We start from the raw sequence: 17,221 nt of genomic DNA, 5'->3' as shown, positions 1-17,221 counted from the left end.
CCAACTTTTCTGTGAGGGATGTTGAATTTTTTACGAAATGAAAAAGACATTTTTTTATTAGCATTGTCTTATTATACTCGCATCTCTGTTCCAAAGGATCTACCCTATTCAGAAGAAAGACTCCAACACTCCACAAGATATGTAGCTATAATAGGTTGGATTGTGGGTGTGTTTTCTTTTGTTTTTTATGTGATTTTTGAGTTTTTGGTTCATCCATCGTTTGGAGTTTTCTTTTCTCTTTTAGCAGGGGTTTGGATCACGGGTGCCTTCCATGAAGATGGTCTTACTGATACAATTGATGCTTTCGGTGGTGGTTGGACAAAAGAAGACATCTTACGCATCATGAAAGACAGTAGAATTGGTTCTTTTGGCACAATTGGTATTTTTTTTCTTTTGATGGGAAAGTATTTGTTATTAGAAAAATTAGCATCATCTAAAAATACCCTTTTCATTTTCTTAGTAATGATTCTCTATCACTCTTTGGCAAGAATTGCTCCTTTGTATTTGGCAAATTTTTCTTCTTATGTTCGTGATGAAGGAAAAGCAAAACCTATAGCTAAACACATCCATTGGGAAAACATACTGATGGCTACTTTACTTGGGTTTATTCCTTTTTTCGTTTTTAGTTGGATATTTTCTTTTTGGTATCTTGCGATTGTGATTCCGTTGGTTCTTCTTGTGATTTATTTAAAATCTTTTTTTGAAAAATGGATCCAAGGAATCACGGGGGATTGTTTAGGAGCTACAGAACAAATTGCAGAATTTTTGATTTTGCTAAGCATCACTGTTATATGGAAATTCACATCATAAGGCATACGAAAACCATCAAAGAAAAAAACCGAATCTACGGAAGATTTGATCCTCCATTAGCTGATACTTTCTATCAAGAAGCCATGCAGTATAAACAAATTTTAGATCAAAATTACGATAAGGTTTTTTGTAGTCCCTTGGAACGTTGCAAACGATTGGCTGAATTTCTGGGTTTTCGTGATGTGATTTATGAACCGTCATTGATGGAATATTCGTATGGAGACTGGGAAAACAAACGCTGGGATGAAATCAATCCTAAAGAACTTCAACACTGGATGGAAAATTATTATCACGTTGCTCCCCCTAATGGCGAAAGTTTTCTTGGCTTTCACGAAAGAGTCACTAATTTTATCAATAGTTTACAAAAAACACCTTACGATAAAGTTTTACTCATTACTCATCAAGGAGTGATAAGAAGCATGATAGTTCTATTTGAGAATTTACCCTTAGAGAAATTTTTCGAAATCTCCATTGAACATGGAAAAGTTTACTCTTATAAAATTTGAATTTTTTTTATAATTATGAATCAAGTTGTTCTAGATCAGGCTACTTTTGGTGGTGGTTGTTTTTGGTGTCTTGATGCGGTTTATCGACTTACTCCCGGAGTTGTAAATGTAGTATGTGGCTATGCTGGAGGAGATAAACCCAATCCAACATATGAAGAGGTATGCAGTGGAACCACAGGACACGCAGAGGTGGTTCAAATCACTTTTGATAAAAATCAGATTTCGTTCTTAGAACTTCTAGAAGTTTTTTGGCAAATCCATGATCCGACTACACGAAATCGACAAGGAGCTGATATCGGCACTCAATATCGTTCTATAATTCTATATCACAATTCAGAACAAAAAGAATTAGCTCTCAGCTCCAAAGAAAAGGCTCAAAAACTCTTCTCAAGACCAATTGTAACTGAGATAGTTCCTTTAGTTAACTTCTATCCAGCAGAAGATTATCATCAAAATTTTTATCAAAAACATCCCAACTATCCCTACTGTGTATTTGTGATTCAACCAAAATTGGAAAAACTTTCCCATCTTGTGAAAACTTTGAAGAAATCATGATTTTTCCTCAAGAACCTAAAGAACATAAAAAGTTTTTAATAGTGATTCTTTAACCCGGCGATTTGAAATCTGAATTTTTATGTTTAAAACTCAATCCAAAAAACATTTGTCGATAGTTGCAATAAATTAAAACTATCCTTAATAATGGAGAAAACAGAACAACGGATTTATAAAAATATACTCTCCGTAATCACAGAACTTTCTTCTTTGATGAATCAAGTTGAAAATTCAGAATCCCTTTTGGAAAAATTTTTAGAAGAATGCATAAAAATTACAGAAGCAGACTCAGGAAGCATCATGCTATTAGATGAAGAAAAGAATCTTCTCCTTCCCATTGTAGCCATTGGTTTAGATAAAAATTCTGAGGGAATGAAACTCAAGGTTGGAGAAGGAATCACTGGTTGGGTAGCAAAACACCGAAAGGCTCGTATCATCGATAATGCCTTCTATGAGAAAGACTACGTTAGAGTAAGGGAAGATTTGGTTTCAGAAGTTGCCGTCCCTATGATACAAAATGATAAGCTCATTGGTGTGTTGTCTCTTGACTCAAAAAGAGAGGCCGCCTTTTCAGAACATGATGCTTTATTCTTGCAAATCATTGCTAACTTGTCTCTGGCAATATTCATAAAAATCAAAGATAACGAAGAATTAAAACTCAGAGAAAAATTCCATAAAACTCTTTTAGAAATTTCTTCTATCATTACAAAATCAACTAACATAGAAGAAATCTTCGAAGAAATTATGCTTCATTCTCAAAAAGTTTTGAAAATTTACAAAAGCACATTATTTCTGTATGATAAAAGAGAAAAACTACTAAAAATCAGAGCTTCTTTTGGCTTCTTGGATGATTCCATTAAAGATGTCGTATATAAACCTGGTGAAGGTATAACAGGAACTGTCTACTTGAATAAAAAACCCATATTTCTTCCGAGTGCCAAAAAGGATCCCAACTTTCTAAACCGGATGAAGATTATAAATGAAGATATTGATATGGGATTTTTTGCTTACCCCATCATCAGTGGCACAGATGCTGTAGGTGTCTTTTCAATCTTTACATTTCTACAAGATCAAAGTAGAACCAAAGAAATTTTTGAGTTCTTACAAATTTTATCTACGTTTATTTCTCAAACAATTACTATTCAAAAATTCATAGAAGAAGAGAAACAACCTTTCATCGAAGAGAACTTACGCCTTCGACAAGAATTATCCCAGAAATACAAATTCGGAAGTCTGATTGGTAAATCCCCGAAGATGCAACAACTATTCGAACAAATACGACTGATAGCCGACACACGCAGTTCAGTTTTTTTGGTAGGAGAATCAGGAACAGGAAAAGAACTCATAGCTTCGGCGATACATTATAATAGCTCAAGAAAAGATATGCCCTTTATTAAAATCAACTGTGCGGCAATTCCCGATAACCTTTTAGAAAGTGAGCTTTTTGGTTATAAAAAGGGTTCTTTCACAGGTGCTGTATCGGACAAAAAAGGGAAGTTGGAATTAGCTAATGGTGGAACAGTTTTTCTAGACGAGATTGGAGAGATGGATATAGCTTTACAAGCAAAGCTACTTCGTGTTCTACAAGAAAAAGAAATCGAACCGATTGGAGGAAGACCCCAAAAGGTTGATATACGTATCATAGCAGCAACCAATGCCAATATCGAAGAACTCATACAACAAAAGCGCTTTCGACCAGATCTATATTATCGTCTAAACGTAATTCGTTTGGATATTCCACCCCTTCGTGAACGAAAAGAAGACATCATTCTCTTGACCAAGCACTTCATCGACAAGTATTCAAGAGAAAATGGAAAAAAAATCCAATCCATTACGAAAGAAGCCATATCCTTGTTAGAAAGCTATGATTGGCCTGGAAATGTTCGTGAATTAGAAAACCTGATTGAACGTGCCGTTGTTTTAAACACCACAGGAATTATTGATGTAAGTGATTTTAAAGATATCCTTACAAAGAATGAAAATTCAAGTTTAATCAATAAACAGCAGCAAGAAATGAAACTCCTCCCACCAGAGAGAACTTATTTTGATTGGGAAAGTTTAATGGACAAGTCCCATGGGAAGGTATATCGAGTCATCATTAGTGAGGTTGAAAAAAGACTGATCCTTCACGCTTTGAAGAAATTTCGATACAAAAAATCAAAAGCGGCTAAGTTTTTAGGTATCAATCGAAATACACTGGATAAAAAAATCAGAGAGCTCAATATAGAATACTAAAAAAAGAAAATTGCTTTCTATGTTTTTCGTAAAAGAGTGCTAAAAAATGGCAAAAAAATTTCCTAGCTTTGATGAATGCTATCATGCAAAACCTGTCATAGAAATGCCCGAAAATTTTGATACATTTTGGGAAGAAGAAATATTAAAATTGAAAAAACGTCCATTAGAACCCATACAAAAATTAAGGCTAAAAACTAACATCGCAAAAGAGAGCTTTTATGACATCCAATTTCGCGGACATTTAGACAACTATATCCAAGGGTATTTGATACTTCCAAGAAAACTCAAAAAGGTTCCTTTGATCATAACCCTTCATGATTATTGGAAAGAATTTACTTTGCTAAATGAAATGAATCAAATGATTTCCTCTCAGAATATTGCACACTTACATTTATACTTACAACCTCAGGAGATTCTTCAGCAAATTCATGAAGAAGAGAAAGATGATCCAAAAAAAGAGTTTTTGTTCCCTACTCTTTTTCTGGATGCCTATAAGCAATCTACTTCTCATGATTATGGAGTTTTTTTGGTTCTGGATGTTTTACGTTCGATTGATTTTATTCGATTGAACAAAAACATCGAACATACAAAAGTAGGTATTTTAGGAAGAGGTCTAGGAGCAAATCTGGCGATTTTTGCAGCTGCACTGCGACCTGAGTCCATTAAGGTTCTTGCCTTAGAAAGACCTTCTTTGGTTTGGATGGAGTATTTTATCAAATATAGCCATTCCCAATTATCAAAAGAATATCAAAAGATATTACAATCAAAAAAACAAAAAGTCAAAAAAATCATAGATTCCCATTCTATTTACAATGACGCTCTTTTAGTAGCAAATAAAATCAAAGTTCCAACTTTGATAAGTGTAGGTATGGAGGATGAAGAGCATCCCTCATATTGTGCGTTTGGATTTTTCAATTCCATACAAACTGACAAATACATGCAGGTTTTCACCGACGAAAAACAAGACCCCGACCAAAGAAAAGAAAGAACGAAAAGTCTTGAGTTCTTGATCGAAAGACTTAATAACTATTAATCTTCTTCAACCACCAAAAAGAAATTTTGTTTGTTGAACAAAAAGAAGGACTAAAACGTCCATATAAAGATAAGCAGGCTTTTGTATCCCCCACTCATACAATTGATACTGAAACCAAAAAATGAGAATTCCTGGGAAAAGCAAAATCAATGTCTTCACCAACAAAGGATTCCTTCGTCGTATATAAATATCAAAAAATCCTGATAGTATGCTATAAAAAATTGATAAAAAGCTAAAAAGAAACGAAGTAAGTTCTCCCATTAGAAAAAAATAAAACAAAACAAAAATCACAAAGCCATCAAACAAGTCCCCAGGCATTCGATATAGAGCTTTTTTTAGTCCTTTCAGATTTTTCTGTTTTTCTTCTTTTTCTGCTGTATATCGTTTTATGAAATCTATAAATTTTTTTTTGCTAAATAGTTTCTTTTTCGGAAATTGCAAATCCTTAAAATCAGAAGAAGCTTGTGGATGTAAAGAAATTGTTGGGATGTCGTAGCAACCACCAATTGCCTTTAGAACCTGTTCATCATATAGATAAGAAAAATAGTTTCGATAAGTCGTAATTTTAGAGAATAACGATACTGGACGCTGGGTTTGGAAATCTCTTTCTTGCAAAATCGAACCCCGCTGGATGAGAATAATATAGTGTTTTTGTTCATTTGACGGGAAGTATTCAATTTTGACGATTTCTTTTATAAAGTTATACTCAAGTTCGAATTTTGTTCCATCCGTCAAAATAGCTTCATAAGCACGATGATAACTTTTTGAAGGTTTTTTTCGCTTCCAAAGTTGATAATAAAAATCTTTCGTTGAATATCCCATAATTTTATATCAGGTATTTTATTTAAAAAAAAATATCGGAAACACTTGACTAAGAAATAATGAAAAAAAGAATCAAAATAAAGTATGGAAAGGCATACAATCATTAGCAAAGATATACGATTTCGAGGGAACCTAAAATTCGATCATGTGGTAAAGATTGATGGAATTTTTCAAGGCACAATCGAGTCTAAAGGAAATCTAATCATCGGACCTACTGGCGAAGTAGATGCTGATATTAAAACTATAAATTTAGAAGTTTACGGGAAACTAAAAGGGAATGTAATTGCAAACAACAAAATCTCATTGAAAAAGAATTCTTATTTACGTGGCGACATTCAATGTAAAGAACTGGAGATTGAGTCGGGTTCGAAGTTCATTGGAACCTGTATGATGGAATAATTATAAGCTTTATGAATTCTTTATTTTTTCGTATTCCTGCAACTTCTGCAAATCTGGGACCGGGCTTTGATGTTTTTGGTTTAGCTTTGAATTTGTATAACTACTTTTATGTGGATTTTTCGGATGAGGCAAATTTTGAAATCTATGATCCCCAAAATGAAATTTTACCCTATTCAGTATTATCTCAAAATTTGATTTATCAGGCTTACAAAAATCAACTCCAAAAAAAAGGATTTTTCGTGGAGGAATTCCCGAAGTGGAATGTGACAATAGCCACCGAAGTCTCTATTGGCAAGGGTTTTGGTTCTTCTGCTTCAGCAATCGTAGCTGGAAGCTTTATTGCAAAAAAAGTATTAGAAAAAAAAAATCAGTTCCTCACTTTAGAAGAAGAAATAGAAAATTTTTTGGATTTGGAAAATCATCCTGACAACGTAGTTCCTGCAAGGATTGGTGGTTGGGTTTTTTGCTATAGCCAAAAGCACTTTATCAAAAAGTCATTGCCAGAGAACTTAGGTCTTTGTGCATTAATTCCTGACTTCGAAATCCGAACAAGTGATAGCCGAAAAAAGCTCAAAACCCATTATGAACGAGAAGATGCTTTATCAAACATAAAAGGCTGTTTGCTTTGGTTAGAATATATCCATTCAAAAAATCCAGAGTACCTCAAGCTTGCACTCCAGTCTGATCGTTTGCATGAACCTTATCGTTATCCAGAAATTCCCTATATCAAGGACATTCGAGATTATGTGCTTGGTATTGGTTGTTATGGCATGAGTCTTTCTGGTTCTGGTCCAGGCCTCATGATTTATTATGATAAAAGCAAAGAAAAGTATTTTCAAAAAAAACTGCTTCATCTTCAAGAAGAGTTGAATCGAAACAAAGAAAATCATTTTCATTTAAAATTTTGCCTACCTGACTACGAAGGATTAGCTCTTTTACGAGAACCAATTGATTTTGAAAATTTTTATTTTCAACAAAAAGAAACTATGACTATTTAAAAAGGAGAATGTATGAAAACAAGGATCATTTTGATATTACTTGTTTTTGTTTATGCCACTTGTAAAGAAGAAAGCGTCTACGTAAAAGTTGGTGGGGATAAGTTAACAGAAGAAGATGTAAAAAAAGCCTTCCCTGAACAATTCAAACAAATCCGTAAACAATACGAAGATCGAGTCCGAGATCTCCTAGTTGAACTTGCACACCAAAGGATGTTCGAACAAGAAGCAAAAGAAAAAGGTCTCACGATCGATCAATACATCCAAAGGATACAAGATCAAGCTCCAAACCCAACAGAACAAGAAGTAGAAGAACTTTATAAAAGACTTGTACAATCAGGGCAAGTGAAAGAACAAGAAATCAACAAAGAAGACTTTAAGTTCCGACTTTTCAGTTATTTAAAACAAGAAAAAGCTCAAGAAGAAATCCTCAAAGAAGTAGCAAGACTCAAGCAAAAATACAAATTCTATCAACCAGTTGAACGATTTGAAGTAAACATCAAAGGAGACCCATACAGAGGCAATCCGAACGCAAAAATTGTCATAGTTGAATTTTCTGATTTTGAATGTCCATTTTGTTTAAAATCCCAAAAAACTTCCCGTCAACTTCGAGAAAAATATGGAGATAAGATCAAGTGGGTGTTTAAGGATTTTCCTTTGGATTTTCATGCTTTAGCTATGGATGCCCACAAAGCAGCCAAATGTGTTTATCGATTGAAACCAGAAAAATTCTGGGATTATTTTGATGCACTTTTTAAAGAAAATCGAACCAAAGAAGACCTAAAACTTCCCTCTTTGGAGCAAAAAGCAATGGCATTAGGGATTTCTAAAACAGAATTACAAAACTGCATGAAGGATCCAAAAATCGAAGAAGAAATCCAAAACAACATAAAAGAAGGAACAAGATTAGGAGTAACGGGAACTCCAGCCTTTTTCATCAATGGAAGGAAAATCTCAGGGGCTGTTCCCATCACTGAATTCGAGACCATTATCCAAGAAGAGCTGACGAATTAATTTATCGCTTCAATCCAAGCACTTCCTGAATCATTTGATCAGTTGTGATGATGGTTCGGGAATTAGCTTGGAACCCCCTTTGGGTAACAATCATATCCGTAAACTGATCGGTCAAATCTACATTCGACATTTCTAACAATCCTGCTAAGATTTTTCCTCTACCTCCTGTTCCAGCCTCACCAATGATGGGTTCTCCTGAGTTCATGGAATAGCTAAATTTAGTTTCTCCTTCTTTGTTTAATCCCCCTGGGTTTGTAAACAAAGCAAGGGCGATTTTCGCCAAAGGTTCAGTTATGCCATTTGTGTAGGTGCCGATGATGGTTCCCGTATTGTCAATTGAAAACGACTCCAAATACCCCATGGGATAACCATCTTGTTCTTTTGCACGGGTGGTAAACTCCGATGCAAATTGAGTCAAGCCATTGACGTTTCCTGCTTCTCCTAATTTGAGGCGTATGGTTTGAGTTGCAGGATTACCAGGAATACGAAAACTTATGAACACATCCAAATCACCCGTAGTTAAGGCATCCGTCCCATCAGAAACAGAAGCTAATTTCCCATCACTTGTAAAACCAACTTCAAACTGGTTATTTCCAGGAATAAAAGTATCAAAACCCTCGGGACCTAAAACATTAACTGTGAGATTTTCAGCATCATCTAAAAAAACCCTACCTCTCCAAAGATTTTGATCAATCTTATAGAATTCTAATCGTAGTTCTCGTTTATTGCCTTCGGGATCATATACAAAAATGGTTGTAGCATGTCCTCTTCGTTTATCCGTAGGTCCATAGATAAATTCACGAATCTGCTCTTCAGTAGCATCAGGAGGAACGATTTCAACGGCTTGATTTAAATTCGATTGATAGATTACTTCTGTGGTGGCTTTTGCTGGCTTCTTCTGATACAAGGGAATACGAATATCCTCTATTGTAGAAGCTGTATTGATAAATGCATTTCCTTGATCATCATAACGAACATTCCATCCTTGAACTCGAAGCCCCGTTCCTGGGTGAACAAAATAACCATCTTTATCCAAATCAAAAAACCCAGCTCGTGTATAAAATTGTTTATCACCCTCTCGAATGATAAAAAAACCTTCTCCCGAGATTGCAATATCCGTATTTTTTCCTGTGTTTTGTAAACTACCTTGAGTCATGAGTTTATCGATAGAAGCGATCAAAGAACCCAATCCCACTTGTTGTGGGTTGATACCTCCAATCTTTTCTTTTGGTTCTGAAGCTCCTGCTAATTCTTGGCTAATCAAATCCATAAAATTTACTCTTTCTGACTTGTATCCATGAGTATTCACATTCGAAATGTTATGACCAATCACATCCATACGTATTTGATGGTTTTTCAATCCCGAAACACCTGAATACAACGAACGCATCATAAAATCACCTCGTAGTTTCGATTAAGTTATTTTGATATTCTTTGATGGTTTTTTGGCTTTGTTCTGAGAGTGGATTTGACATTTGCTGATTTGTATTTTGGTTATCTTGTGGTTTTGATAGGGAAACCATAATGACTTTTTCTTTTTTGATGGCTGCATTTTGAACTTTTAAATAATAATCCCCAGCTTCATCTCTAAAAATGGCTTCAACGATTCCCGATACTTCTTCACCACTGACCTCATCTTTACCTACAACAAATTTTCCTAAAAAATCAAAGTTCTGATTTGAATTTAAAACTTCTATACTTTTTGCTATGTTCTGCATTTGCTCAAGAGCTGAAAACTGAGCCATCTGCGCAATGAACTCTTGATCTGACAAAGGACGAGTAGGATCTTGATGAGACAGCTGGGTAATCAGTAGCTTCAAAAAATCGTCCTTCCCAAGAGTCTTTGCTTTATCATAAATCTCTACATTCTGTAAGTTGTTTTTTTCTAAGTATTCTTTAAATCGAAAATACTCTTTTATGTTTACTGACTTGTTTTGTTGAAAATACTTCTTTTTTAGTAATTCCACTTCCATAACGTTTAACCCCAAAGTTCGATATTATGGTGTGTATTAAGGGTCATGAGGTTATAATCTTCAGTTCGTTCTTCTTTATTTTTCTGTATTTTTAATTCTTGGTTTGACTGAAAATTTTCTTTTTGATATGAAAATCTTTCTCTTTCATGATCCCCAAGATAGGGATTATGATGAGATGGTGATTGAAAATTTTCTTGGGTATCATAAAACAAATTCATTGAATCTTGCATGTTTGAGTTCGAAAGCATTGGTTCTTTCATTCGAATTTGGATTTGTTCCAAATAAATCCCATGCTTTTGAAATTCATTTTTTAGCATTTCCACACTATCATTTAGTTTTTGAAAAACAGCTTGATTATCCACTAATAGCCTCAATACCAAATGACCATTTTCGTATTTGATATTGACCGACATGTAACCAAATATGGCGGGGTTCATGCGAATTTGTGCCGTAAATTCATTTTTCCCCACTTGGACCTTTGCTTTTGAAATGAGTTCTTCTAATGCCTCTTTGAGACTTTGATCAAGAGAAACAAACTTTTTATCTATTACATCTCTTATTTCACTTTTTGGATTGGTTAAAATCTCACTTTGTTGAGGGTTTTTTTCAGCATAGAATTTATCACGTATTTCTTCTTTTGGTAAAGTTTTTGTTTCTAATTCTTTTGGCTTTGTGGTGATTTGTATTTTATCGCTTAAAATAGAATTTTCCTTGGACCAAACGTTGAGTTGATTGTTATCTTTCTGAGCTGATGTGATTTCATTTGATTCAATAGGTTTTCTTGGATTACTTTTTTCTTGTCTTTCGGAAACAAGCATTTCTTTTTTTGACATTTCATCAATGAGTTCCTTTGTTGTGAGCTTTTCTTGTTTTGTTTCTTTTTTTTCTTTATGCAAACTCAAAAGTTGCCATAAAGTGTTCTCTTTGATCTGTTTTTCTTGATGTTCTAATTCTTTTTTTTGAAAATCCACAGAAGCACTGATTTTTATTTTAAACTCATCATTTAAAAGAGATGCTCGTATCCCAAAAACATTTTGTTCTTTTTCAAAGATTTTTCCTTCAGTGGAAGGTTCGTTCTTTTTTATCTCTTCTATCTGTTGTGATTTTTGCTCTTTTTGATTCTGGAGCTTTTTTTCTGTTCTTTCAATGGGAATAAAATCCAGCTTTTTTTCAATTTTTTCTTTCTCATTTTTGTGATTGTTTTTTGGAATAGAATTATCTTTTGCTTCAGATAAATAATCTTGTATGGTTTTTTCTTTTAGTTCGTTGGGTTCATGGATTGTCTTTTTTCTGTTTTGTTTTTTTTGATTTTCTTCAGTTTCTTTTTCAGTTTCAGATAAAGCTTTTTGTGTTTCTTGCTGTTTGTTTTGATTTTGATGATTTTGTTTTTCGATATGATTTGTTTTTAGTTCATTTTGATGGGTTTGTTGTAATAGCAGTTGATAAAATCCTCCTTTTTCTTTTTCTTCTATATTTTCTGCTTTTTGTTTTGGAACCGAATCTAATAACGCAGTTCCCTCAATATCATTTTTTATAAAAAAGATTTTCATCTACTTTAGAGTTCGTAAGTTTATAAAATTTCTTGATAGAATTTTGAATAAAAAAAGAAACTGCCTTTCGGCAGCTCAGGAAGTTTAGGAACTTTTGATTTGGATTTTTTTTACGTTAGATGAGGTTTTTACTTTTGGTAATTTGATGGTGAGAACTCCGTTTTTATACGTAGCATCGATTTTGGCTTCATCAACTTCTACTGGCAGAGGTAATACTCTTCTAAATGAACCAAAGCTACGCTCTTTTCGATAGAAATTACTTCCTTTTTCTTCATGTTCATATTTTTTCTCACCCTGAATGATCACGGCATCTTTGGTTATTGATACATCTAAATCCTTTTCATCAATTCCGGGAACATCAGCTTTGATTACAATTTCATTTTCGTTTTCTGTAATATCTACTTTTGGATAGAAAGTTCTTTCAAAACTGGGTAGAGAAGAAAAACCAAATTCTTCAAAAAGTTCATCCATTCGCTTTTGTAATGTATCAAAAATATCTCTAGTCGCTACGTATTTTTCTTCTTTTGATTCTGGGCTTTCTTTTTTCCATGGAACTAAATCTTTCCATTTCATATGAACCTCCTTATGATTTGATAGCAATTCTTTTTGGTTTTTCTTCATCTGCCTTTGGTAAAACTATGGTTAGTATACCCAATTTATACTCAGCTTGAATTTCTTGGTCCTTCACTTTAAAGGGTAATTGGAAGGTTCTTGTAAATTTTCCAAATTCTCTTTCATTCCTCAACAAAGTGGCACCCTCATGTTGATCTTGTTTCTTTTCTACCGAAATGACCAAATTATTATCTTGCAACTCTATTTGGATGTTTTCAGGTTCCACACCGGGGATTTCACTTTTTAATAAAATCCCATCATCATTTTCATAGACTCGAAACTTCGGATATCTTTCCCGACTTCTTAGTGTTTCATTTATAGTATTCATGAACTCTATTACATCGTTCCATAAATATTCATCCCATCGATTCCACATCATAAGCACCTCCTTTTAATGATTTGATTAGAATTTAAGCAATAGTTATACCAAAATAAAATCTCTAAAATCATAATAAAATTAAAAAAATCCACAAAAAAATATCATTTTGAGTATTGGATTAACAATTGCAACAATATCCCCAAAGCCTCATCTTCACTATTTCTCAAAACTTCCAAAAAAGATGGCTGTAAAAGTTGATCGTAGAGTTGCTTTCTCTTTTCAAAATCCTTGATCTGAGCGATAATTTTGGAACGGTATTTCGATAAAAATTCTGTCAGTTTAATCAAGTCATCAGTTATAATTTCATCTAACTTTTTTTTTATGTACTTTCCAACAACGGGTGCATGCCCATAAGTGGAGATACTTACCAAAATCGAATCTTTCTCATAAATATGGGTATTGTAAAAATCACAATACTGAGGTCTATCCAAAAATGAAACAAACTTAGAATACTTCTTTGCAAATTTAAGGACTGTATCCAATTCGTTCGAAGGATTTGCCTCATATTCTATTTGATTCTTTATGACTTTTTCATCAGAAAGAAAAATCAAATAGGACTTTAATAAAATCTGATAGTTAATGTATTTTATCCAAATGATCTTTTTTTGATTTTGAACCAATTCCTCCAATTCATCAATAATATATTCAGCTAATAAAAATATCTTGGGTGAATATGGTAAGAGATCATAAATTTTTTTATAAATGGATTTTCCACCACCAACAAAGGAACAAATTCGATCATCTAATTTTAAAACGATGGGATATAATTTCATTTTTTGGTAAATCCCTATTTTTTACAAATTACTATGGTTTTCTAAAACCATTTTCTTATAAAACCTCATATCCACTCAAAGCTTTAAAAAATCCATGTAAAGCATAAAGCATAATGGAAATTGAAAATAAAGAAATTGATGTTAAACTTTGATACTTAAAACTAACAAAAAACTCCAATAAAACAAACGATTTTATGATTTCATTCGAATGAATAATTCTATCTTTAAAAAAGTGCAAAAAAGCTCAAAATCTTTACTAAAAAAGTCATTAACTCAAAAGAATTCAAGGTTATGGCAGAAACTCTACGTTAAAATTGGTTTTATTAAGTTCTTTCAATCTTCTATCTAAAAAATACTATACAACTTCAATAAGTTATTTTTTTTTACATATATTTAAAAGACTTAGGAGGTCAAAATGGCTTTTGTGATTACAGAACCTTGTATAGGGGTATGTGATACTTCTTGTGTTGATGTTTGTCCAGTTGATTGTATACATCCAACAAAAGAAGAATGGTCTAAGTATGGATATGATCCTAATAATTTATCTGGAAAACAATTATACATCAATCCAGAAGAATGCATTGATTGTGGTGCTTGTGAACCTGCTTGTCCGGTCCAAGCTATTTTCCCTGAAGACGAGGTCCCCGAAAAATGGAAATCCTATATCCAAAAAAATAGAGAGTTCTATGGTTTGAAGTGAAAAATCCAATCACACAACATCAAAATTTAGAAAGTTGTAAATTCAGTAGCAAAAAAACTTAAAAAAATTTTAATTTTTTTCGTCTGATAAGGATAAAAAGATTATCCGAAGGCTTTGAAAAAGTTCTTTGTAGGGAGAAAATGATCCCCTTTTGAGTCTTTATAATATAAATAAAATTTTACTTGACAAGCAAGAAAACATTATAGTTTATAACGAAAATGAAGCTAATCATAGGCCTTGGAAATCCGGGAGAGAAATATCAAAATCGACGCTCAAACATAGGATTTAAGATTTTAGACATCATAGCTAATAATAATAATATTGAAATCCGAACGAAGAAAAAAAAATCACTTATCGGAAGAGGTTCTATTGATGACGAGGAAATAGTATTGCTTAAACCTCAAACTTATGCTAATTTAGCAGGTGAAGCTGCTTTATACATTGCTTCATTTTTGCGTGTAAAACCTAAAGATATTGTAGTAATCATGGATGATATCACTTTACCCTTAGGAAAGATTGCTGTGGATGTGAGTAAACAGAGTTTTGGACATCCCGCAATAGAAAACTTAGCGAATTCTTTAAAATCTTGGGATTTTATCAAGGTCCGAGTGGGTATCGCCAATAAGAAAACTTCTACAATGGCTCGAGAAGAATTTATAAATCAAGAATTTGAACCTCAAGAAAGTTTTCGGCTTATTAACATCATTAATGACGCAGAAGCAGCCATAAGGGAAATCGCTCATGCAAAGGATATCAATGAAATCATACAAAAATTCAGTGAATAGATTGACTATCGATTTTTTTTTAATATTTTAACAACAAAACTTAAAACTTAGAACTAATAAAAGGAGAAAAAATGAACAAGGGATTAAGAATCATTTTTTTTATCACAGGTTTCATCATTCTACTTTACTTATTTCAAGGTGTGAATCAGTTTCAAAATTTTGAAACACCTGAACCAATGACTTACTCTGAATTCAGAAAAATGCTCGTAAACGCTCCTGATGCAAAGGGGAAAATCTTTACGAAAAATATTCAAAAAAATTTGTTTGAAGAAAATCCTTTCATCCTCAAAGTCACACCTACAAGGATTGATGGAAGGTATGTTGGGAAAAATGTTGATTTATCTAACGAAACAGATATACAAAAACTCAAAGCATCCACGATACCCTTTTATGTTGAGGTTTTGCCAGATATAATTAATGATGAATTCATACAAATATTAGAGAAAAACGGCATCATCTATAAATTCGAAAATCCACAAAAGGGAGGCTTTTTGAATACCATTATTAGTATTTTACCATACGTTTTTATCATTCTTCTTTTGTGGTTCTTCATGTTTCGGCAAATCCAAAGCACTGGTAATAAAGCCTTAGCTTTCGGTAAAAGTAGAGCCAAACTTCATTTAGAAGGCAAAACGAAAGTGACTTTTAATGATGTAGCAGGCTGTGATGAAGCAAAAGAAGAACTACGAGAAGTTGTTGATTTTCTCAAAGATCCAAAGAAATTTCAAAACATTGGAGCTCGCATTCCCAAAGGAGTTTTACTCGTAGGTCCACCAGGAACAGGAAAGACTCTTTTAGCAAAAGCAGTTGCCGGTGAGGCAGGTGTTCCTTTCTTTTCTATTTCGGGTTCTGATTTCGTGGAGATGTTTGTTGGCGTTGGTGCCTCAAGAGTAAGAGATTTGTTTGAACAAGCCAAGAAAAATGCTCCATGTATTATCTTCATTGATGAGATTGATGCAGTAGGTAGATTAAGAGGAGCTGGATTAGGTGGTGGACATGATGAACGAGAACAAACCTTAAACCAGCTCCTTGTGGAAATGGACGGTTTTGAGGAAAACGAAGGAATCATCGTCATTGCTGCTACAAACCGACCTGATATTTTAGACCCAGCGCTTTTACGTCCGGGAAGATTCGATCGACAAGTGATTGTGAATGCTCCAGATGTAAAAGGTCGCGAAGAAATACTCAAAATCCATGCTCGAAAAGTTCCTTTAGCCTCTGATGTTTCATTAGCGAAAATTGCTCGAGGAACTCCAGGCTTCACTGGAGCTGACTTAGCAAACCTGATCAATGAAGCAGCCCTTCTTGCAGCAAGAAAAAACAAAAAACGTGTTACCCAAGAAGAATTAGAAGAAGCAAAAGACAAAGTTTTGATGGGACCCGAAAGACGAAGTTTTTTGATCACTGAACAAGAAAAAGAAGTCATTGCTTATCATGAAGCAGGTCATGCTCTATTAGGAACCATGCTTCCCTATGCAGAACCAGTTCATAAAGTAACTATCATTCCAAGAGGAAGGGCTCTCGGATTAACCCAACAATTACCCGAAGGTGATAAACACATCCATCCAAAAAAATATTGGTTGGATCGGATTTGTATTTTGATGGGCGGTTATTTAGCCGAAGAAATTGTCTTTAAGGACACTTCAACGGGAGCAGCTAATGACATTCAAGTTGCCACCAATATAGCAAGAAAAATGGTCTGCGAATGGGGAATGTCAGAAAAATTAGGAACAGTGTCATATGCCCACGAAGAACAAAATATCTTCCTTGCACGTGATATTGCTCATGTTAAAACCTATAGCGAGCAAACAGCTGCGTTGATTGATGCCGAAGTAAAAAGATTCATTGAAGAACAACTTTCTCGAGGTAAAGAATTATTAATCAAACACCGTGATAAGCTTGACAAAATTGCAAAAACCCTTTTAGAAAAAGAAACCATTACAGGAGAAGAATTGAACGAAATTGTAGGGTACGAAAACTTAGCACCTAATCAAAAGCGAATCACTCTATCCCAAGAAGCACCAAAAAAAAGTTATCCAGAAGTTTCTAACGGCGAAATGGAACCCATCCCTGCTACATGAAA

The 17,221-nt window shown here is 33.8% G+C and carries 18 protein-coding genes; 11 read left to right on the top strand and 7 right to left on the bottom strand.

What is annotated here, in order from left to right; translation table 11 throughout:
• The first annotated feature begins 18 nt into the window (after window positions 1–18).
• From NZ853_09350 to NZ853_09330, 5 genes are all read left to right on the top strand, one after another.
• The gene (locus tag NZ853_09350) at window positions 19–810 is read left to right on the top strand and encodes an adenosylcobinamide-GDP ribazoletransferase (protein MCS7205892.1); all 792 of its coding nucleotides are present in this window, start codon (window positions 19–21) and stop codon (window positions 808–810) included.
• On the top strand, window positions 792–1,316 hold the full coding sequence (gene cobC, locus NZ853_09345) for an alpha-ribazole phosphatase (protein MCS7205891.1): 525 nt from the start codon (window positions 792–794) through the stop codon (window positions 1,314–1,316). Before NZ853_09350 ends, cobC begins: the two co-directional genes overlap by 19 nt.
• A gap of 15 nt (window positions 1,317–1,331) precedes the next feature.
• Window positions 1,332–1,871 (top strand): peptide-methionine (S)-S-oxide reductase MsrA, encoded by a 540-nt coding sequence (gene msrA / locus NZ853_09340; protein MCS7205890.1) that lies wholly within the window; start codon window positions 1,332–1,334, stop codon window positions 1,869–1,871.
• Window positions 1,872–2,081: 210 nt separating this feature from the next.
• Window positions 2,082–4,103 (top strand): sigma 54-interacting transcriptional regulator, encoded by a 2,022-nt coding sequence (locus tag NZ853_09335; protein MCS7205889.1) that lies wholly within the window; start codon window positions 2,082–2,084, stop codon window positions 4,101–4,103.
• Window positions 4,104–4,149: 46 nt separating this feature from the next.
• Window positions 4,150–5,136, top strand: a complete 987-nt coding sequence (locus tag NZ853_09330) for an acetylxylan esterase (protein ID MCS7205888.1) — start codon at window positions 4,150–4,152, stop codon at window positions 5,134–5,136.
• A gap of 6 nt (window positions 5,137–5,142) precedes the next feature.
• Here NZ853_09330 and NZ853_09325 read toward each other — a convergent pair whose 3' ends face one another.
• The gene (locus tag NZ853_09325; protein MCS7205887.1) at window positions 5,143–5,958 is read right to left on the bottom strand and encodes a hypothetical protein; all 816 of its coding nucleotides are present in this window, start codon (window positions 5,956–5,958) and stop codon (window positions 5,143–5,145) included.
• A gap of 84 nt (window positions 5,959–6,042) precedes the next feature.
• On the opposite strand from NZ853_09325, the gene NZ853_09320 reads away from it, so the two are divergent.
• Genes NZ853_09320 through NZ853_09310 form a run of 3 tightly spaced genes read left to right on the top strand, consistent with a single transcriptional unit; the run spans window position 6,043 to window position 8,366 of the window.
• Window positions 6,043–6,357 (top strand): polymer-forming cytoskeletal protein, encoded by a 315-nt coding sequence (locus NZ853_09320; protein ID MCS7205886.1) that lies wholly within the window; start codon window positions 6,043–6,045, stop codon window positions 6,355–6,357.
• A gap of 11 nt (window positions 6,358–6,368) precedes the next feature.
• Entirely contained in the window at window positions 6,369–7,355 is a 987-nt protein-coding gene (gene thrB / locus NZ853_09315; GenBank protein ID MCS7205885.1) for a homoserine kinase, read from the top strand.
• A gap of 12 nt (window positions 7,356–7,367) precedes the next feature.
• Window positions 7,368–8,366, top strand: coding sequence for a thioredoxin domain-containing protein (locus tag NZ853_09310; protein MCS7205884.1), 999 nt, complete (start codon window positions 7,368–7,370; stop codon window positions 8,364–8,366).
• A gap of 1 nt (window position 8,367) precedes the next feature.
• Here the strand turns inward: NZ853_09310 and flgE are convergent, their stop codons facing one another.
• From flgE to NZ853_09280, 6 genes are all read right to left on the bottom strand, one after another.
• Window positions 8,368–9,759, bottom strand: coding sequence for a flagellar hook protein FlgE (gene flgE, locus NZ853_09305; protein ID MCS7205883.1), 1,392 nt, complete (start codon window positions 9,757–9,759; stop codon window positions 8,368–8,370).
• A 4-nt stretch (window positions 9,760–9,763) separates the two neighbouring features.
• Window positions 9,764–10,339, bottom strand: a complete 576-nt coding sequence (locus tag NZ853_09300) for an endoflagellar hook capping protein (protein ID MCS7205882.1) — start codon at window positions 10,337–10,339, stop codon at window positions 9,764–9,766.
• A gap of 5 nt (window positions 10,340–10,344) precedes the next feature.
• Window positions 10,345–11,889 carry a flagellar hook-length control protein FliK gene (locus tag NZ853_09295; protein MCS7205881.1) on the bottom strand — a complete coding sequence of 515 codons (1,545 nt, stop codon included), beginning with the start codon at window positions 11,887–11,889 and terminating at the stop codon, window positions 10,345–10,347.
• 84 nt (window positions 11,890–11,973) lie between these two features.
• Complete coding sequence (locus NZ853_09290; protein ID MCS7205880.1) at window positions 11,974–12,462, bottom strand: Hsp20/alpha crystallin family protein; 489 nt, start codon at window positions 12,460–12,462, stop codon at window positions 11,974–11,976.
• A 10-nt stretch (window positions 12,463–12,472) separates the two neighbouring features.
• Window positions 12,473–12,880, bottom strand: a complete 408-nt coding sequence (locus NZ853_09285; GenBank protein ID MCS7205879.1) for an Hsp20/alpha crystallin family protein — start codon at window positions 12,878–12,880, stop codon at window positions 12,473–12,475.
• Window positions 12,881–12,981: 101 nt separating this feature from the next.
• A complete protein-coding gene (locus NZ853_09280; GenBank protein ID MCS7205878.1) occupies window positions 12,982–13,653 on the bottom strand; it encodes a bifunctional precorrin-2 dehydrogenase/sirohydrochlorin ferrochelatase in 672 nt (223 codons plus the stop codon).
• Between the two features lie 415 nt (window positions 13,654–14,068).
• Between NZ853_09280 and NZ853_09275 the strand changes: the two genes are divergently transcribed.
• From NZ853_09275 to ftsH, 3 genes are all read left to right on the top strand, one after another.
• The gene (locus NZ853_09275; protein ID MCS7205877.1) at window positions 14,069–14,353 is read left to right on the top strand and encodes a ferredoxin family protein; all 285 of its coding nucleotides are present in this window, start codon (window positions 14,069–14,071) and stop codon (window positions 14,351–14,353) included.
• Window positions 14,354–14,571: 218 nt separating this feature from the next.
• Entirely contained in the window at window positions 14,572–15,138 is a 567-nt protein-coding gene (gene pth, locus NZ853_09270) for an aminoacyl-tRNA hydrolase (GenBank protein MCS7205876.1), read from the top strand.
• A gap of 71 nt (window positions 15,139–15,209) precedes the next feature.
• Window positions 15,210–17,219, top strand: coding sequence for an ATP-dependent zinc metalloprotease FtsH (gene ftsH / locus NZ853_09265; protein MCS7205875.1), 2,010 nt, complete (start codon window positions 15,210–15,212; stop codon window positions 17,217–17,219).
• The last annotated feature ends 2 nt before the right edge of the window (window positions 17,220–17,221 follow it).

The organism is Leptospiraceae bacterium (genome assembly GCA_025059995.1).
Lineage (GTDB): Bacteria > Spirochaetota > Leptospiria > Leptospirales > Leptonemataceae > SKYB61.
This window is presented reverse-complemented; position numbering and strand designations above follow the sequence as displayed.

What these genes read in the sequence shown, in the direction of transcription:
- NZ853_09350 (MCS7205892.1), top strand. Translation starts at nt 19, where the DNA reads ATGTTGAATTTTTTACGAAATGAAAAAGACATTTTTTTATTAGCATTG.
- cobC (MCS7205891.1), top strand. Translation starts at nt 792, where the DNA reads ATGGAAATTCACATCATAAGGCATACGAAAACCATCAAAGAAAAAAAC.
- msrA (MCS7205890.1), top strand. Translation starts at nt 1,332, where the DNA reads ATGAATCAAGTTGTTCTAGATCAGGCTACTTTTGGTGGTGGTTGTTTT.
- NZ853_09335 (MCS7205889.1), top strand. Translation starts at nt 2,082, where the DNA reads ATGAATCAAGTTGAAAATTCAGAATCCCTTTTGGAAAAATTTTTAGAA.
- NZ853_09330 (MCS7205888.1), top strand. Translation starts at nt 4,150, where the DNA reads ATGGCAAAAAAATTTCCTAGCTTTGATGAATGCTATCATGCAAAACCT.
- NZ853_09325 (MCS7205887.1), bottom strand. Translation starts at nt 5,958, where the DNA reads ATGGGATATTCAACGAAAGATTTTTATTATCAACTTTGGAAGCGAAAA.
- NZ853_09320 (MCS7205886.1), top strand. Translation starts at nt 6,043, where the DNA reads ATGGAAAGGCATACAATCATTAGCAAAGATATACGATTTCGAGGGAAC.
- thrB (MCS7205885.1), top strand. Translation starts at nt 6,369, where the DNA reads ATGAATTCTTTATTTTTTCGTATTCCTGCAACTTCTGCAAATCTGGGA.
- NZ853_09310 (MCS7205884.1), top strand. Translation starts at nt 7,368, where the DNA reads ATGAAAACAAGGATCATTTTGATATTACTTGTTTTTGTTTATGCCACT.
- flgE (MCS7205883.1), bottom strand. Translation starts at nt 9,759, where the DNA reads ATGATGCGTTCGTTGTATTCAGGTGTTTCGGGATTGAAAAACCATCAA.
- NZ853_09300 (MCS7205882.1), bottom strand. Translation starts at nt 10,339, where the DNA reads ATGGAAGTGGAATTACTAAAAAAGAAGTATTTTCAACAAAACAAGTCA.
- NZ853_09295 (MCS7205881.1), bottom strand. Translation starts at nt 11,889, where the DNA reads ATGAAAATCTTTTTTATAAAAAATGATATTGAGGGAACTGCGTTATTA.
- NZ853_09290 (MCS7205880.1), bottom strand. Translation starts at nt 12,462, where the DNA reads ATGAAATGGAAAGATTTAGTTCCATGGAAAAAAGAAAGCCCAGAATCA.
- NZ853_09285 (MCS7205879.1), bottom strand. Translation starts at nt 12,880, where the DNA reads ATGATGTGGAATCGATGGGATGAATATTTATGGAACGATGTAATAGAG.
- NZ853_09280 (MCS7205878.1), bottom strand. Translation starts at nt 13,653, where the DNA reads ATGAAATTATATCCCATCGTTTTAAAATTAGATGATCGAATTTGTTCC.
- NZ853_09275 (MCS7205877.1), top strand. Translation starts at nt 14,069, where the DNA reads ATGGCTTTTGTGATTACAGAACCTTGTATAGGGGTATGTGATACTTCT.
- pth (MCS7205876.1), top strand. Translation starts at nt 14,572, where the DNA reads ATGAAGCTAATCATAGGCCTTGGAAATCCGGGAGAGAAATATCAAAAT.
- ftsH (MCS7205875.1), top strand. Translation starts at nt 15,210, where the DNA reads ATGAACAAGGGATTAAGAATCATTTTTTTTATCACAGGTTTCATCATT.